The organism is Reyranella sp. CPCC 100927 (genome assembly GCF_007859315.1).
Taxonomy (GTDB): Bacteria; Pseudomonadota; Alphaproteobacteria; order Reyranellales; family Reyranellaceae; genus Vineibacter.
Map to the genome: position 1 here is coordinate 106,001 of NZ_VOHA01000020.1, position 15,733 is coordinate 121,733.

13 protein-coding genes are annotated in these 15,733 nt (G+C 66.7%); 10 read left to right on the plus strand and 3 right to left on the minus strand.

Going from position 1 to position 15,733, the window contains the following annotated elements; all coding sequences use genetic code 11:
• Positions 1-340: 340 nt before the first annotated feature.
• The 8 genes from FQU96_RS33265 (at position 341) to FQU96_RS33300 (ending at position 9,189) form a co-directional block, all read left to right on the plus strand.
• A complete protein-coding gene (locus FQU96_RS33265; RefSeq protein ID WP_178130860.1) occupies positions 341-1,324 on the plus strand; it encodes a lysylphosphatidylglycerol synthase domain-containing protein in 984 nt (327 codons plus the stop codon).
• The gene (gene hpnA, locus FQU96_RS33270; protein WP_146545699.1) at positions 1,321-2,319 is read left to right on the plus strand and encodes a hopanoid-associated sugar epimerase; all 999 of its coding nucleotides are present in this window, start codon (positions 1,321-1,323) and stop codon (positions 2,317-2,319) included. Before FQU96_RS33265 ends, hpnA begins: the two co-directional genes overlap by 4 nt.
• A complete protein-coding gene (locus FQU96_RS33275; protein ID WP_146545700.1) occupies positions 2,316-3,464 on the plus strand; it encodes a glycosyltransferase in 1,149 nt (382 codons plus the stop codon). The genes hpnA and FQU96_RS33275 overlap by 4 nt, the downstream gene beginning before the upstream one ends.
• Positions 3,461-4,342: a squalene synthase HpnC gene (hpnC, locus tag FQU96_RS33280; protein WP_146545701.1), complete on the plus strand. Its 882-nt coding sequence runs from the start codon at positions 3,461-3,463 to the stop codon at positions 4,340-4,342. The genes FQU96_RS33275 and hpnC overlap by 4 nt, the downstream gene beginning before the upstream one ends.
• Before the next feature lie 26 nt (positions 4,343-4,368).
• Complete coding sequence (hpnD, locus tag FQU96_RS33285; RefSeq protein WP_146545732.1) at positions 4,369-5,202, plus strand: presqualene diphosphate synthase HpnD; 834 nt, start codon at positions 4,369-4,371, stop codon at positions 5,200-5,202.
• Entirely contained in the window at positions 5,199-6,446 is a 1,248-nt protein-coding gene (gene hpnE / locus FQU96_RS33290) for a hydroxysqualene dehydroxylase HpnE (RefSeq protein ID WP_146545702.1), read from the plus strand. The genes hpnD and hpnE overlap by 4 nt, the downstream gene beginning before the upstream one ends.
• A gap of 35 nt (positions 6,447-6,481) precedes the next feature.
• The gene (gene shc, locus FQU96_RS33295) at positions 6,482-8,422 is read left to right on the plus strand and encodes a squalene--hopene cyclase (protein ID WP_146545703.1); all 1,941 of its coding nucleotides are present in this window, start codon (positions 6,482-6,484) and stop codon (positions 8,420-8,422) included.
• A gap of 107 nt (positions 8,423-8,529) precedes the next feature.
• Entirely contained in the window at positions 8,530-9,189 is a 660-nt protein-coding gene (locus FQU96_RS33300) for a phosphorylase (RefSeq protein ID WP_146545704.1), read from the plus strand.
• Here FQU96_RS33300 and hpnH read toward each other — a convergent pair.
• Together hpnH and ispH are read right to left on the minus strand one after the other, a co-directional pair.
• Complete coding sequence (gene hpnH / locus FQU96_RS33305) at positions 9,133-10,281, minus strand: adenosyl-hopene transferase HpnH (RefSeq protein WP_146545705.1); 1,149 nt, start codon at positions 10,279-10,281, stop codon at positions 9,133-9,135. The two genes, FQU96_RS33300 and hpnH, sit on opposite strands and share 57 nt — an antisense overlap.
• 42 nt (positions 10,282-10,323) lie before the next feature.
• A complete protein-coding gene (gene ispH, locus FQU96_RS33310) occupies positions 10,324-11,250 on the minus strand; it encodes a 4-hydroxy-3-methylbut-2-enyl diphosphate reductase (protein WP_146545706.1) in 927 nt (308 codons plus the stop codon).
• Positions 11,251-11,501: 251 nt separating this feature from the next.
• On the opposite strand from ispH, the gene FQU96_RS33315 reads away from it, so the two are divergent.
• On the plus strand, positions 11,502-12,443 hold the full coding sequence (locus tag FQU96_RS33315; RefSeq protein ID WP_146545707.1) for a polyprenyl synthetase family protein: 942 nt from the start codon (positions 11,502-11,504) through the stop codon (positions 12,441-12,443).
• Positions 12,444-12,496: 53 nt separating this feature from the next.
• Positions 12,497-13,120, plus strand: a complete 624-nt coding sequence (locus FQU96_RS33320) for an ABC transporter substrate-binding protein (RefSeq protein ID WP_178130861.1) — start codon at positions 12,497-12,499, stop codon at positions 13,118-13,120.
• On the opposite strand, the gene FQU96_RS33325 is transcribed toward FQU96_RS33320, so the two are convergent.
• Positions 13,114-15,714, minus strand: coding sequence for an MMPL family transporter (locus tag FQU96_RS33325; RefSeq protein ID WP_146545709.1), 2,601 nt, complete (start codon positions 15,712-15,714; stop codon positions 13,114-13,116). The genes FQU96_RS33320 and FQU96_RS33325 overlap by 7 nt on opposite strands.
• Positions 15,715-15,733: the final 19 nt, after the last annotated feature.

Genomic DNA, 15,733 nt, shown 5'->3' on the forward strand with positions numbered 1-15,733 from the left:
TTTCCGCATTTTCCGCAACCCAGTTGAGACAGCAACATAGAAACAAAATTGCCCAATGAAGGTAATTCACGCATTTTTCGGTATTTCCGCAATTCGCGCTAGTGCAAATGATCGAAAGAATCGCGCGTGGCCGGAGCGACTTTCTGTCGTCGTTGTCACTCAGTTCACGACGGCGACCTGTTTCCAGCTATATGGCGCAGCCGGCCGCCGCCCTGCGATGGTGTCGTGAGATGAGAGTGGAGAGAAGAACGTCGCCCTGTGCGAACCCGCCGCAGCGGACGCGCCCTCGAACGAGCGTCCGGGTCATCGCGCGAGACGCCGTGCTGTCATGAAACGAAGCGTGGTTCTGATCGCCCTCGCCGGTTTGCTGGGGGCGGCCTACCTGATCTATGTCGTGGGCTTCGGTGCCGTCGCCGACGCCGCCATTTCTGTCGGGTGGTTCGGATTCGCCCTGCTGTGGCTCTATGGCGCCGCCAATTTCGTGTTGCTGGGGTTCGCTTGGTGGCTGCTTGTGCCACCTTACGATGCGCGCGGTGCGGTCACTTTCGCCTGGGCCCGCGCCGTGCGCGACTCGGTGGGCGACGTCCTGCCCTTCTCCCAGTTCGGCGGCATGGTGATCGGGGCGCGCGCCGTCATCCTGCGCGGCGTCTCGCGAGTCGTCACCTTTGCCTCGCTGATCGTCGACGTCACGGTGGAGATGGTGGCACAGATCGCGCTCACCATCCTGGGCATCGTCATCCTGGTGGTCCACCTGCCCGGGCAGGCATCGAACAGCACCGTCGTGCAGACCACCATCATCGGCATCGTGGTCGCGATCGTGTCCGCTGGCGCCTTCGTTGTCCTGCAGCGTCGCGGCTTCGCGGCACTCGAGAAGGTCGCCGAACGATTTGTGCCGGCAGCCGCCGCGCCGGCGGCCGCCGTGAGCGAGGCGGTCGCCAAGATCCACGCCGCGCCCTGGCCGATGGCAGGCGCCTTCGTTCTGCACTTCCTGGGCTGGATCTCCACCGCCTTCGCGACATGGCTGGCGCTGAAGCTGATCGGCCAGCCGATCAGCTTCGCCGAGGCTATCGCCATCGAGAGCCTGTTGTGCGCCGCCCGCAGCGTCGCCTTCTTCGTGCCGGCCGCCATCGGCGTCCAGGAAGCCGGCTATGCCGTGATGATGCCGTTGTTCGGCCTGTCGCCGGAGATCGGCATCGCCGTCTCGCTGCTCAAGCGTGCCCGCGAGATCGCGCTGGCCGCCCCGGTTCTGCTGAGCTGGCAGATCGCCGAGGGCGCCCATGCCGTCGGCCGCAAGCCGGCCAATACGCCGACCGGCGACGCATGATGGACAAGGGCCGCGCCCTGGTGACCGGCGCCTCGGGCTTCGTCGGCTCGGCCGTCGCGCGCACCCTGGCGGCGCGTGGGTTTGCCGTGCGGGTCCTGGTACGGCCGTCCAGCCCGCGCGGCAACGTCGCCGACCTGGGTGGCGAGATCGTCGAGGGCGACATGCGCGACCCGGCATCCATCGCTGCGGCGATGCGCGATGTCCGCTACGTCTTCCACGTTGCCGCCGACTACCGGCTGTGGGCGCGCGATCCGCAAGAGATCGTGCGCAACAACAGGGACGGCACGCGCACGGTGATGTCGGCCGCGCGCGCGGCCGGTGTGGAACGCATCGTCTACACCAGCAGCGTCGCGACCTTGAAGCCGCGCGACGATGGCGCAGATGCCGACGAGCGTGACCGTGCCGAGGAGGCCGATGCCATCGGCGCCTACAAGAAGAGCAAGGTCGCCGCCGAACGCGTCGTCGAAGCGATGGTGGCGGACGGACTGCCCGCGGTGCTGGTCAGCCCCTCGACGCCGATCGGCCCCCGCGACATTCGGCCCACGCCCACCGGCCGCATCATCGTCGAGGCGGCGAGCGGCCGCATGCCGGCCTATGTCGACACCGGCCTGAACCTCGTGCATGTCGACGACGTCGCCGAAGGCCACGTGCTGGCGCTGGAGAAAGGCCGTATCGGCGAGACCTATGTCCTGGGCGGACAGAACGTAAGCCTGAAGGCGATGCTGGCGGACATCGCAGCGCTGGCCGGACGAAAACCGCCTCGCATCCGCCTGCCGCGCGGCCCGATCTATCCGCTGGCGTATGCGGCCGAGGCCGTCGCGCGCCTGACCGGGAAGGAGCCGTTCGTCACCGTCGATGCGCTCGACATGTCCCGGCATCTGATGTTCTTCAGCTCGGCCAAGGCGACGCGCGAACTGGGCTATGCCGCCCGTCCGCATGGTGCGGCGCTGAAAGACGCGCTCGCCTGGTTCAAGCAGGCCGGCTACGTCCGATGATCTGGCTCCTGCTCCTCGGCATCCTGCCGCTGCTCATCTGGCTCTATCTGTTGCTGGGCCGCGGTCTCTATTGGCTGACGCGCGAGTGCGATGATCGGCAGGGGCCATCGCTCGCCCTGCCGCAATGGCCGTCGGTCACCGCCGTCGTGCCGGCGCGCAACGAAGTCGACGTGATCGCGCGCACGATCGGCAGTCTGCTGGCACAGGATTATCCAGGCGCCTTCCGCGTGATCCTGGTCGATGACGAAAGTGACGATGGCACAGCCGCTACCGCGTCGGCGCTGGATGGCAGCGGTCGGCTGACGGTGATGACGGGTCCGAAGCGCCCGGTGGGGTGGACCGGCAAGCTGTGGGCGGTATCGCAGGGGATCGCGCGCGCGACGGAGACGGACGCGCCGGCGTACCTGTGGCTCACCGACGCCGACATCGCGCATGCGCCCGAAACGCTGCGACACCTGGTGGCGCGTGCCCAGCACGACAAGCGGGTGCTGGTCTCGCTGATGGCGAAACTGCATTGCACCAGCTGGACGGAACGCTTCTACATCCCGGCCTTCGTCTATTTCTTCAAGATGCTCTACCCCTTCGCCTGGGTGAACGATCCTGCGGCCAGGACCGCCGCCGCTGCCGGCGGCTGCATGCTGGTGCGGCGGGCGGCTCTCGAGGCGGCCGGCGGCATCGCGCAGATCCGCAGCGCCATCATCGATGACTGCGCGCTGGGCCGCGTGCTCAAGAGGCAGGGCCCCGTATGGCTAGGCCTCACCAACCGGTCCGTCTCGATCCGGCCCTATGCCGGCGCCCCTGAGATCCGCCGCATGGTGGCGCGCTCCGCCTACGCCCAGCTCGGCTACTCGCCGCTGTTGTTGCTGGGCACTCTGCTGGGGCTTGCCCTGGTTTTTCTGGCACCGGCGGCCTGGGCCGTGCTCGGGCCATCGGGAAGCTGGGTCGCCGGTGCCGTCGCCTGGGCCCTGATGGCGATCAGCTTCGTGCCGATGGCACAATTTTACGATCGCTCGCCGCTGTGGGGCCTTGCCCTACCCGCGATCGCCCTGCTTTACGCACTGTTCACGCTCGACTCGGCGATCCAGCACTGGCGAGGCCGCGGCGGGATGTGGAAAGGTCGCGTTCAGGCTATGAGACAGGCATGACATCGGCATCCGCATTGCAGTCGGGAAAGGGCCACCGGGACGAGAATTTCCCCGTGGCGTCGATCCTGATTCGCCCCCAGCACCGGCCGGTGATCCTGGCGTTCTACCGCTTCGCGCGCGCTGCCGATGACATCGCCGACCATCCGACGGCGTCCTCGGACGAGAAGCTGCGGCTGCTGGAGACATTCCGCGCCAGCCTGATGGGCGAGGCCGACAGCGCCGAGGAGGCCGTGACGCTGCGCACCGCGCTTGCCGCCCGCGCCCTGACACCGCAACACGGCATCGATCTCCTGGAAGCTTTCCGCCGCGACGTCACGGTTCAGCGCTACCAGGACTGGGATGCGCTGATGGACTATTGCCGTTACTCGGCGATGCCGGTGGGCCGCTTCGTGCTCGATGTGCACGGCGAGGACAGGAGCACCTGGCCAGCCAACGACGCGCTCTGTGCCGCGTTACAGGTGATCAACCACCTGCAGGATTGCCAGAAGGACCACCGCGCCCTCGATCGCGTCTACATCCCGCTGGACACGATGTGGGCACAGGGCATCGGACCGGAGGCGCTGATGGCAACGGCCGCCTCGCCCGAGCTCAGGCGTGTCATCACCGGCCTGGCGCAGCGCACGCGCAAGCTGCTGGATCGCGCCCGTCCCTTCACCGCGCAGATCAAGGACGCACGGCTCGCCTACGAGGTCACCGTGATCCAGCGTCTGGCAGAAGATCTGGCGGCGATGCTGATGCGCCATGATCCGCTGTCGCAGCGCGTGCATCACCGCAAGCGCGACCTGGTGCCGCTTCTGCTGGGCGCGACGGGCCGCTTCATCGGCACCCGGCTCGGCCGCCGCAAGAGCCCACAGCCCCTCGCCGCCGGTCAACGATGACAGCGGCGGACATCCGGTCCGGCGATATGGCGCCCGAAGTTCGCGCGGTCCAGGAACGCGCCGCGGGCAGCTCGTTCTATCTGGCGATGCGGCTGATGCCCAAGCCCGAGCGCGAGGCCATGTTCGCGATCTACGCCTACTGCCGGGCCGTCGACGATATCGCCGATGACGGCATCGGCGCGCCGGCCGAGCGACGCGCGGCGCTGGGCCGCTGGCGCACCGACCTCGATGCGCTGTACGGCGGCGGCAACCCGACGCTGACGGCATTCCTGGCTGCGATCGTCACGCGCTATGGCCTGCGCAAGGAAGACTTCGTCGCCGTGATCGACGGCATGGACATGGACATCGACGCGCAGACCCAGGCGCCAGACCTGGCGACTCTCGATCTCTATTGCGATCGCGTCGCCAGCGCCGTGGGCCGGCTTTCGGTCAAGATATTCGGCATGGACGAGGAGCCGGGATTTGCGCTCGCCCATCATCTGGGTCGCGCCCTGCAGCTCACCAACATCCTGCGCGATCTCGACGAGGACGCCGGCCTGGGCCGACTGTATCTGCCGCGCGAATATCTCAGTGACGCCGGCCTGCAGGATCGCGATCCGACAGCGACCATCGCCGATCCCGCCATCGACGGCGTCTGCCGCAAGGTGGCGGTCCTGGCGCGACAGCACTACGACGACGCCGATCGCATCATGCGCCAACGTCCGCGCGGCCGCATCAAGACGCCACGGCTGATGAGCGCCGTCTATAACGCCATCCTGCGGGAGACCGAAAAGGTTGGCTGGGCACCGCCCCGTCACCGCGTCAGCCTCGGCAAGGCACGGCTGATCGGCATCGCATTGAGCGTCGGATTGTTGGGATGACGCGCGCGACGGTCTATGTGGTGGGCGCCGGCCTGGCTGGCCTGTCCGCCGCCGTCACGGCGGCCGCCAAGGGCGCGCGCGTGACGCTGATCGAGAGCGCCGAGCAGGCCGGCGGACGCTGCCGTTCCTACTTCGATGCTTCGCTGGGCCACGTCATCGACAACGGCAATCACCTGGTGCTGTCGGGCAACCAGGCGACGGAAGCCTACCTGCGCACCATCGACGCTGCCGATCGATTAACCGGTCCCGATCACGCCCACTTCGCTTTCGCCGATGTCACCAGCGGCGAGCGCTGGACCATTGCACCGAACGACGGCTGGTTGCCCTGGTGGGTGTTGGCCAGATCGCGCCGTGTACCGGGCAGCGCGCTCGGCGAGTATCTGGCGATCGCCAAGTTGCGGAATCCCGGCCGCGGCCGACGGATCAGCGACGTCATTGCCTGCAGAGGCCCGTTCTGGGACAAGCTGCTGCGTCCCTTCCTGCTCGCCGCGCTGAACAGCGAACCCGAAACCGCCTCGGCTGACCTCGCCGCGGCCGTGATCCGCGAGACCTTGGTCAAAGGGGGACAGGCATGCCGCCCCCGCATCGCATCGCCCAGCCTGGACGCTGCTTTCGTCGCACCGGCGCTGGCCTATCTCAAGGCGCGCGGTGCCGACGTGCGCCTGGGCCAGCGGCTGCGCGGCATCGGGCTGGCCGAGCAACACGCCGCGCGCCTCGAGTTCGCAGACGGGCCGCTGGCGCTGGCATCCGGCGATCGCGTGGTGCTGGCGACCCCGCCATGGGTGACCCGTGACCTGCTGCCCAGCGTTTCAGCACCGGATGAATTTCGCTCGATCGTGAATGGGCACTTCTCGATCGCGCCGCCGGCCGGCGTCGCGCCGATGACGGGTGTTATCGGCGGCACCGCGGAATGGATCTTCGCCTTTGACGATCGCGTGTCGGTCACGGTCAGCAGCGCCGACCGGCTGGTCGACACCGATCGCGAGGCGCTGGCGCAAACCTTGTGGCGCGACGTCGCGGCGGTCTGCGGCCTGGGACCGACCTTGCCGCCCTGGCAGATCGTGAAGGAGCGCCGCGCCACATTTGCCGCCACGCCCGAGCAGGCGGCCAAGCGTCCGGCGGCGCGGACGGCCTGGGACAACCTTGTGCTGGCCGGCGACTGGACCGATACCGGTCTGCCCGCCACCATCGAGGGTGCCGTACGCTCCGGCCAGCGCGCGGCCGACCTGGTGCTGCGGGCATGAACCGGCCCGCTTCCCTTGATGTCAGCAGGAATGGCATGGATCAGATTTCGGCCCTGGACATGACGACCGTCGAGGACGTGATCGGCAAGGCGACCAAGGCGCTCCTGGAGCAATCGAAGGGCGATGGCCACTGGGTCTTCGAGCTCGAGGCCGACGCCACGATTCCGTCCGAGTATGTGCTGCTGGTGCACTATCTGGGCGAAACGCCCGATCTGACGCTGGAACGCAAGATCGGCCACTACCTGCGGCGCATCCAGGGCGATCACGGCGGCTGGCCGCTGTTCCATGACGGCGCTTTCAATATCAGCGCCACGGTGAAAGCGTACTTCGCCCTGAAGATGATCGGCGACTCGGTGGATGCGCCGCACATGGTTCGCGCGCGCGAGGCCATTCTCGCGCACGGCGGCGCCGACAAGGCCAATGTCTTCACGCGCATGCAGCTGGCGCTCTTCGGCGAGACCGCATGGCGCAACACGCCGACCGTGCCGGCGGAACTGATCCTGCTGCCGCGCTGGTTTCCGGTTCACCTGTCCAAGATGTCCTATTGGGCGCGCACGGTGATCGTGCCGCTGCTGGTACTGCAGGCGCTCAAGCCGCTGGCACGCAACCCGCGCAACATCCACGTGCCGGAACTGTTCGTGCCGGGTGCCACGACGGCATCACAACGCGCGCCGCATCAGAGCGCGGCGTGGTCTGCGTTCTTTGTCGGCCTCGACCGGGTGCTGAAGGTGGTCGAACCGCTGTGGCCCAGGGGCCTGCGCCGGCGCGCCATTGCACGCTGCCAGGAGTTCGTCGTCGAGCGGCTGAACGGCGAGGATGGGCTGGGCGCGATCTATCCCGCCATGGCCAACAGCGTGATGATGTTCGATGCCCTGGGCTATCCGGAAGACCATCCCGATCGCGCCATCGCCCGGCAGTCGCTGGAGAAGCTGCTGGTGGTCAAGGACGACGAGGCCTACTGCCAGCCTTGCGTGTCGCCGATCTGGGATACCGCACTCGCCTGCCATGCACTGATGGAGGCCAAGAGCGAGACCGCCGATGCCGCCGTCAACCAGGCGCTGGAGTGGCTCAAGGCCCGCCAGGTGCTCGATGTGAAGGGTGACTGGGCGGAGGAACGGCCCGGCGTGCGACCCGGCGGCTGGGCCTTCCAGTACAACAACGCCCACTACCCTGATCTCGATGACACGGCTGTCGTCGTCATGGCGCTCGACCGCGCCCGCAAGACGCCCGGTGCCGATCATGCGCTGGCGATCGACCGCGGCACCGAATGGGTCGTCGGCCTGCAGAGCCGCAACGGCGGCTGGGGCGCGTTCGACGCCGACAACAGCTATCACTACCTCAACAATATCCCCTTCGCCGATCACGGCGCGCTGCTCGATCCGCCGACCGAGGATGTCACCGGCCGTTGCATCGGCATGCTGGCGCAGCTGGGCGAGCCGGCCGACAGCCCGCGCATGAAGGCGGCGGTCGACTATCTGGCGCGCGTGCAATTGCCCGACGGCAGCTGGTTTGGACGCTGGGGCGTGAACTACATCTACGGCACCTGGTCGGCACTGGCCGGACTGAACGCCGTGCCGGTCGATCCGCAATCACCGATGATCCGTCGCGCCGTCGACTGGCTGGTCTCGATCCATAACCCGGATGGCGGCTGGGGCGAGGATTGCGAGAGCTACAAGCTCGACTACAAGGGCTATGAGCCGGCGCCGTCGACGGCGTCGCAGACCGCATGGGCGTTGCTGGGATTGATGGCCGCCGGCGAGGTGGATCATCCCGCCGTTGCGCGCGGCATCGCCCACCTGAAGCGCACGCAACAGGACGACGGGCTTTGGGCGCAGCAGCACTACACCGGCGGCGGATTCCCGCGCGTGTTCTACCTGCGCTATCACGGCTACCCCAAGATCTTCCCGCTGTGGGCCGTGGCCCGCTATCGCAACCTGAAGGCCGGCAACTCGCGCCATGTCGCGTACGGGCTCTAACCTTGGCCTGGCCACATCACCCGCCGTCAGCGCAGCGAGGGATCTCCTTGAAATGGAGTCTCCACTCGCGGGAGATCCCTCGCTGCGCTCGGGATGACGCTTAGTCCATGCTCATCGTCGTCACCGGCATGCATCGCGAGGCGCTGGTTGTGGGCCAAGGCGGCACGGTCGTGGTGGCCGGCGGCAGCAACGCAAGCCTCGCGGGCAGGATCGAAGCGGCAGCGCGCGGGGCACGCGCTGTTCTCAGTATCGGTATCGGCGGCGGACTGACGCGCGGCCTGCCGGCCGGCGTGATCGTCATCGCCCGCGATGTCGTGTGGAACGACGAGCGGTTCCTGGCCGATACACGCTGGCGGCAAGACCTGGCGGCGCGCCTGCCCGATGCACGCACGGATACGATCGCCGGCAGCGACGGGGTCGTGACCACGCCGGCTGCCAAGGCGGCGCTTCATCGCGCGACGGGCGCGGCGCTGGTCGACATGGAGTCGCACGTGGCTGCGCGCACTGCGGCGGCGTGCGACCTGCCCTTCGCGGCACTGCGCGTGATCTCGGACAGCGCCGATCGCACCTTGCCGCCGGCAGCGCTCGTGGCCATCGGACCAGACGGAAAGCTGAAGCTGGGCGCCGTGCTGCGGTCGATCGCGGCACGGCCGGGTCAGATTGCGGGCCTCATCCGCACGGGGCGCGACAACCGTCGCGCCATGGCGAGCCTAGGACGCTGCGCCGCCCTTCTGGGGCCCGGCTTTGCCTGCCCGTACCTTGGCTAGCGCCAGTTCGACATGGCGCGAGAAATTGTATTCGGCCGGCCGCTGGTTGGTCAGCGGGATGTCGGGTGCCATCGGCCCGTCGGTCTTCACGCCGCGCACCGCGATCGGCAGCATCTTCCACGGGCGCTTCACCGAGTCGGCCACCGCCGTACCCTCGAAGCCGCAATGGACCATGCAGTTGGCGCACTTCTCATAGTTGCCCACACCGTACTTGTCCCAGTCGGTGTCTTCCATCAACTCCTTGAAGGTCTTGGCGTAACCCTCCCCCAGCAGGTAGCAGGGTTTCTGCCAACCGAACACGCAGCGCAGCGGCATGCTCCACGGTGAGCATTCATAGGTCTGGTTGCCGGCGAGGAAGTCGAGGAACAGTTCGGACTGGGTGAACTGCCATTTCTTGCCGCCGTTACCACGGCCCAGGATGTCGCGGAACAGCTTGCGGGTGCGCTCGCGATCAAGGAAGTGCTGCTGATCGGGCGCCCGCTCGTAGGCATAGCCGGGCGACACGGTGATGCCGTCCAGCCCCATCGCCATCATCTCGTCGAAAAAGGCAGCCACCTTCTCCGGATCGGCGTCATTGAACAGCGTGCAGTTGATCTGGGTACGGAACCCCTTCTCCTTGGCCAGCTTGATGGCCGCGATGGCGACGTCATAGGTGCCCTTCTGGCACACCGACTTGTCGTGCATCGCCTTGTCGCCGTCGAGATGGATCGACCAGGTGAAGTTGGGGTTGGGTTCGTAGTCGTCGATCTTCTTGGCCATCAGCAAGGCGTTCGTGCACAGGATCACGAACTTGTTGCGCTCGATGAAGCCTTTGACGATGCGCGGCATGTCACGGTGCAGCAGCGGCTCGCCGCCGGCGATCGACACGGCGGGCGCGCCGCACTCGTCGATGGCCTCCATGCACTCTTCGTAACTCATCCGCATGTTCAGGATGTCGTCGGGATAGTCGATCTTGCCGCAGCCGGCGCACGCCAGGTTGCAGCGATAGAGCGGCTCCAGCATCAGGACCAGCGGGTAGCGTTTACGGCCCGTCAGATGCTGCTTGACGACATAGGCGCCGACGCGCGCTGCCTGTCTAAAGGGAATGGTCACGCTGTTCTCCGTTCCGGCCGGCAGGATAACGCGTCGACCGGATCAGGTCCTGAGTTCGGGGGGCAAGCGGAACGTAATGTTCTCCTTCTTGCCATTCATTTCGGTAATTTCAAGGTCGTTGTCGATGCGGCGCAGTGCCTCGATCACGTCCAGCACCAGCCGCTCGGGGGCCGAGGCACCCGCAGTCAGCCCGATGACCTCCTTGCCCTCGAGCCAGGCCACATCCAGTTCGCTGGCATCGGCGATCAGGTAGCTCGGCACCCCGCTCTCGTGCCCGATCTCGCGCAGGCGGTTCGAGTTGGAGCTGTTACGCGCGCCCACCACCAGGACCAGGTCCACGATCTTGCACAGCTCCCGCACCGCCGTCTGGCGGTTCTGGGTCGCATAGCAGATATCCGATGTGTCCGGTCCGACGATGTCGTGGAACTTGTTTTGCAAAGCCGCAATGATCGCACGGGTATCGTCGATGCTGAGTGTGGTCTGGGTGACGTATGCAACCTTACAATCGGCAGGGATATCCAGCGCCTGGACATCGGCCTCGGACGACACCAGGTGCGTCGGCCCACCGACCTGCCCCATCGTACCCTCGACCTCGGGATGGCCGGCATGGCCGATCAGGATCAGGGTCCGTCCCTGGCCGACATAGCGCTTGCCTTGAATGTGAACCTTCGTGACCAGCGGGCAGGTCGCATCGAGCACCGGCAGCTGACGCGACGATGCTTCGTCGATGACGGCCTGGGACACACCGTGGGCACTGAAAACCGTCACCGCGCCGTCAGGAATCTCGTCGAGATTCTCGACAAAACGGGCGCCTTTGCTCTTCAGCGTATCGACGACGTGGCGGTTGTGGACGATCTCATGACGCACGTAGACCGGCGCGCCGAACCGGTCCAGTGCCCGCTCCACAATTTCAATCGCGCGGACAACCCCCGCGCAGAACCCGCGAGGCTGTGCAAGCACTACGCGCATAATGGACTCCAGTGTGAGGCTTTTCCTTGAATTTGGGCCGGACGCCTAGCGGATCATCAGCCGTTTGTCACTGTCCCCAAGGTTCCGGTGTCATGCAACAGCTTTCTGTCACAACAATGCCATAGCGGCAGACCAATTACCGGATCAGGCGGCCCGTTGCACCATCGGGTTGCACGATATATTGGCAAACCGACAAGGGCGCCGTGGCTGCGGTCATGGCTCAACCCAGCCCGCGCAGGAGACGGCATAGAATGGGTACGACAGCGGAGCGGACGGGCGACAAGGCCGGCCCTCGAACCGCCACGCCGCCTGATTTCCGGACAGCTTTGGACGACGCAGCCGCGGCTGTCGCCGCCGCCCTCGAGCGGCTATTGCCGGCACCCGACGGCCTGCATGCGCGCGTCCATGAAGCGATGCGCTACGCCGTCTTTGCCGGCGGCAAGCGGTTGCGGCCGTTCCTTGTGCTGCAAAGTGCGCGACTCTTTGCGGTCGAGCGCGAACATGCCGTACGCGTCGCGGCGGCGATTGAGGCCCTGCACACCTACTCACTGGTCCACGACGACCTGCCCTGCATGGATGACGACGATCTACGCCGTGGCCGTCCGACCACCCACAAGGCCTTCGACGAGGCCACGGCAGTCCTGGCCGGCGATGCGTTGCTGACCATGGCCTTCGAGATCCTGGCCGACGACGCCACCCACACGTCGGCCGCCGTGCGTTGTCGCCTGGTGCGCGAACTGGCCCTGGCCGCCGGCAGCAACGGCATGGTGGGTGGCCAGATGATCGACATGCTGGCGCCCGACAAGACCTTCGGTGCCGACGACGTCATCCTGTTGCAGCGGCTGAAGACCGGCGCATTGTTCGAGTTCTGCTGCGTGGCCGGCGCGATCCTCGGCGAGGCCGGCGCCGCGGATGAGGCTCGCCTGCGCGACTATGCGCGCGACATCGGCCTCACCTTCCAGATCACCGACGATCTGCTGGATGTGCTCGGCTCGACGGAAAAAACCGGCAAGGCCGTCGGCAAGGACAAGGACCAGGGCAAGGCCACACTCGTCTCCCTGTGGGGCATCGACGCGGCGCGCGACAAGGCACAGACCCTGGCGCGGCACGCCGTCGAGACACTGGCCCCCTACGGCACCACTGCCGCGGCACTGCAGGCCCTGCCCGGCTTTCTGCTCGATCGCGACTCGTGATCTTGAGCCAAGCCTCTGGAGCTCTCATGCGAAGATTTGCGTTCATCGTCTCCATGCTGGCGCTGACGTTGTCAGTCGGCATCGACGCCCAGGCCCAGCGCAAGCCGTCAGCGCCGCCGCCGACCGCTGCGGCGCCGGCCTCACCCACAGCGACGATCCAGGCTTTTTACGACGCGCTGCTTGACTCGATGAAGCGCGCCAAAGAGCTCGGCGTCATGGGCCGCTACAAGCGGCTCGAGCCGGTAATCGACGCAACCTTCGATATTCCGACGATGACCCAGCTGATGGTCGGCCCGGCCTGGAGCACCATGTCGGCAAGCGACAAGGACATGCTGACCAGCCGCGTCCGGCGCATGACCATCGCGGGCTACGCCCAAAACTTCGACGGCTATAGCGGCGAGTCATTCAGCGTCGATCCGACGGTCCAGGAGCGTGACGGCGGGCAAATCGTCAGCTCGAAGTTGGCGATCCCGGGCAAGGAAGATGTCGCTTTCCTCTATCGCCTGCGTAACGCAGGCGGCACCTGGAAGGCGGTCGATATCTATCTGGACGGATCCATCAGCCAGGTGGCGTTCCGCCGCTCCGACTTCGCCTCGACGCTGCGCAGCGGCGGCGCGGCGGCGCTGGCCAAGAAGCTCGACGAGCTGACGGACAAGATGCTGAGCGCGTCTCAATAGCGCGGTCGATCCGACAGCGCCCACCCCAGCAGTGCCGGCAGCACCAGCAGCATCGTCGCCAGGATCCAGAACAGCGAGATCAGCAGGATCACGCCCATGCTCGCCGTGCCGGGATGGCTGGAGAATGACAGCGTGCCGAAAGCCGCCGCCGTGGTGCCGGCGCTGGTGATCACCGCGCGGGTCAAGGGCGACTGCAGCAGCTGGCGTTGCCCGTTGCGCCAGGCCATCACGAAATAGATGTCGAAAGCGACACCGACGCCAAACAAGAGCGGCAGCGCGATAATATTGGCGAGGTTGAGCGGGATGCCGAGAAGCACGCAACTCGCCAGGGTCAGCAGGCCGGCCAGCAGCAGTGGCGCCAGCGACAGCAGCACATCGGTAGCCCGGCGCAGCGCCAGGGCCAGGATGGCAGCGATCAGGAGCAGCGACAGCAAACCCGCCTTCAGGAAGGCGGCCACGATCACCTTGCCCGACTCCTCGATGATGATGGGCGTGCCTGTGGCATCCGGCGCCACCCGCAGGATGGCGTCGGTGAAGCGGTTGAGCACGTCGTTGTCATGGGTATCGCCGGATGGAAACACCTGCAGCCGGTATTGCCCGTTGACCGTGATCCAGTCGCGGACGAGGTCCGCCGGCAACGACTCGATCGTGATCGATTCGGGATGCAGTGCCAAACGCAACTGCTGCAGGATCGTCTGCAAACCTGGCAGGAACGCCTTGTCGGCCCGGGCCCAGGCAACCGGATCGGCGCCGGCCAAACGATCGAGAGTGGCGGCCAGACGCTGGGCCTGAGTTGCACTGCCATCGGCCGATCCGGCGGTGGTCGCGGCTTCCTTCAACGCCGCCGACGCCGCCTGCAGGCTGTTCACGATATCGGCGTCCGTCGGCGGCCGCGGCCTGACGAACGGATTGAAGACCGTATCGAGCAGACCCGCGGCGTCGGCCAGCAGTGCATGCTTCTCGGCCTGCTGATCGGGCACGAAGGTGTCGACCGTGAGCACATGGGAGACCTCGGGCAGCTTCGCGAGCTGGTCGGCCAGCGCCGCCGCCGCCGCGCGCGAGGGCTGCAGCACGTTGATGAAGATCGGCGACGTCTGCGGGTTCTGCATCAGGTCAAGCGCGGTCGCCACCGCCTCCGACCGCGGGCTGCGCAGATTCAGCGGGTTGGAATCGAAGCGTAGCGACGGTACGAGCACCAGGCAGGCCACGCCCAACGCCGCAGCCGCGGCCAGCACCCAGCGCGCCCGTCGCGCCAGCGCGTCGTCGAGCACCGCCAGACGGTGAAACCCAGGCTCCTCGGCTTCGCCGCGCGGCCGGAGCAGCATCAGCAACGCCGGCAACGCGGAAATGCTGAGCAGGTAGGTTACGATCATGCCCGCCCCGGCGATCATGCCCAACTGGGCCAGGCCGGCGTAGTCCGTCGGCAGGAAGGCGAAGAAGGCCGCGGTGACAGCCAAGGCCGCCAGAGTCAGCCCCGCCCCGATTCCGGCACCGGCCCGCGCGAGAGCCGGGGACAGATCGTCCACGCGGTGACGTTCGGCACGATAGCGCACGCAGAACTGGATCGCGAAATCCACACCCAGGCCCACGAACAGCACGATGAACGCGACCGAGATCACGTTGAAGGCGCCGTAGATCGCGAGCCCCAGCGCCGTCGTAATCACCAGTCCGATGGCGAGCACGACCAGGATCGCAGCGATCACCCGCGCCGATCGCACGGCCAGCCACAGCATCAGCAGCACAGCCACGATCATGAACAGCGCCAGCCACTCGCCGTTCTCCGCGATCGTGGCAAACTCCTCGTCGGCCATCGGCACCGGCCCGGTCAGGCGCACGCGTACGCCGTTCTGCGGCGACAAGGCGAGCTTCTCGGCGGCGGCGCGAATGGCGTCACTCGCCTGTTCACCCGGCATCAGGGCGTCATAGTCCAGCTTGGGTTGCACCTCGATGAACCGGCGAGTCGGCGGCGGACCCGGCCGCGAACCATCGATCAGTTCGCTCCAGCCGAAATATGCCGGCTTGCCGTCAAGCACGGTTTCCAGCGTGGTGGCGAAAGCCTTGATCGGCACCTCCAGCTCGGACAGCTTGATCTGGCCGTGCTCGACGCCCTGCAGCATGGTGGTCAGCGCCGTCATGATGCCGCGCAGGCTGGGATCGGCGGCCAGCACGCCGAGCAAAGGCTGCGCCTCGATCAGCCGTTCCGTGGTTTTTTGAACGTCAGCCAGCGGCAACAGCAGCAGGCCTTGCCGCTCGAACCACGGTCCACCATCCAGCTGGCGCACGGCGGTGAGCATGGGATCGGCAGCCAGCGCCTGCGTCAGCAGCCGCGCCGCCTCATCAGCCCGCTCGGCGGTGACGCCATCCACCACCACCACGATCTGATTGTTCTGGTGGGGAAAGGCCGCGTCATAGCGCACGACGTTCTGGCGCCATGTTGCCTTCGGCGAAACCAGGTTCTCGCTGTTGGTGTCCATCTTGAAGTGAGCAGCGGTGTAGGCCGCACTGCCGGCGCCCAGGATCACGGCCAGAGCGACGACAAGCCACGCATGACGGCTCGACAGACGGACAACAGCGGAGACGAGAGTGGCAAGCATTCGGGTGCCGTCAACAAGG

What these genes read in the sequence shown, in the direction of transcription:
- FQU96_RS33315 (WP_146545707.1), top strand. Translation starts at nt 11,502, where the DNA reads ATGGGTACGACAGCGGAGCGGACGGGCGACAAGGCCGGCCCTCGAACC.
- hpnC (WP_146545701.1), top strand. Translation starts at nt 3,461, where the DNA reads ATGACATCGGCATCCGCATTGCAGTCGGGAAAGGGCCACCGGGACGAG.
- FQU96_RS33300 (WP_146545704.1), top strand. Translation starts at nt 8,530, where the DNA reads ATGCTCATCGTCGTCACCGGCATGCATCGCGAGGCGCTGGTTGTGGGC.
- FQU96_RS33320 (WP_178130861.1), top strand. Translation starts at nt 12,497, where the DNA reads ATGCTGGCGCTGACGTTGTCAGTCGGCATCGACGCCCAGGCCCAGCGC.
- hpnA (WP_146545699.1), top strand. Translation starts at nt 1,321, where the DNA reads ATGATGGACAAGGGCCGCGCCCTGGTGACCGGCGCCTCGGGCTTCGTC.
- hpnE (WP_146545702.1), top strand. Translation starts at nt 5,199, where the DNA reads ATGACGCGCGCGACGGTCTATGTGGTGGGCGCCGGCCTGGCTGGCCTG.
- FQU96_RS33275 (WP_146545700.1), top strand. Translation starts at nt 2,316, where the DNA reads ATGATCTGGCTCCTGCTCCTCGGCATCCTGCCGCTGCTCATCTGGCTC.
- shc (WP_146545703.1), top strand. Translation starts at nt 6,482, where the DNA reads ATGGATCAGATTTCGGCCCTGGACATGACGACCGTCGAGGACGTGATC.
- FQU96_RS33325 (WP_146545709.1), bottom strand. Translation starts at nt 15,714, where the DNA reads ATGCTTGCCACTCTCGTCTCCGCTGTTGTCCGTCTGTCGAGCCGTCAT.
- ispH (WP_146545706.1), bottom strand. Translation starts at nt 11,250, where the DNA reads ATGCGCGTAGTGCTTGCACAGCCTCGCGGGTTCTGCGCGGGGGTTGTC.
- hpnD (WP_146545732.1), top strand. Translation starts at nt 4,369, where the DNA reads ATGGCGCCCGAAGTTCGCGCGGTCCAGGAACGCGCCGCGGGCAGCTCG.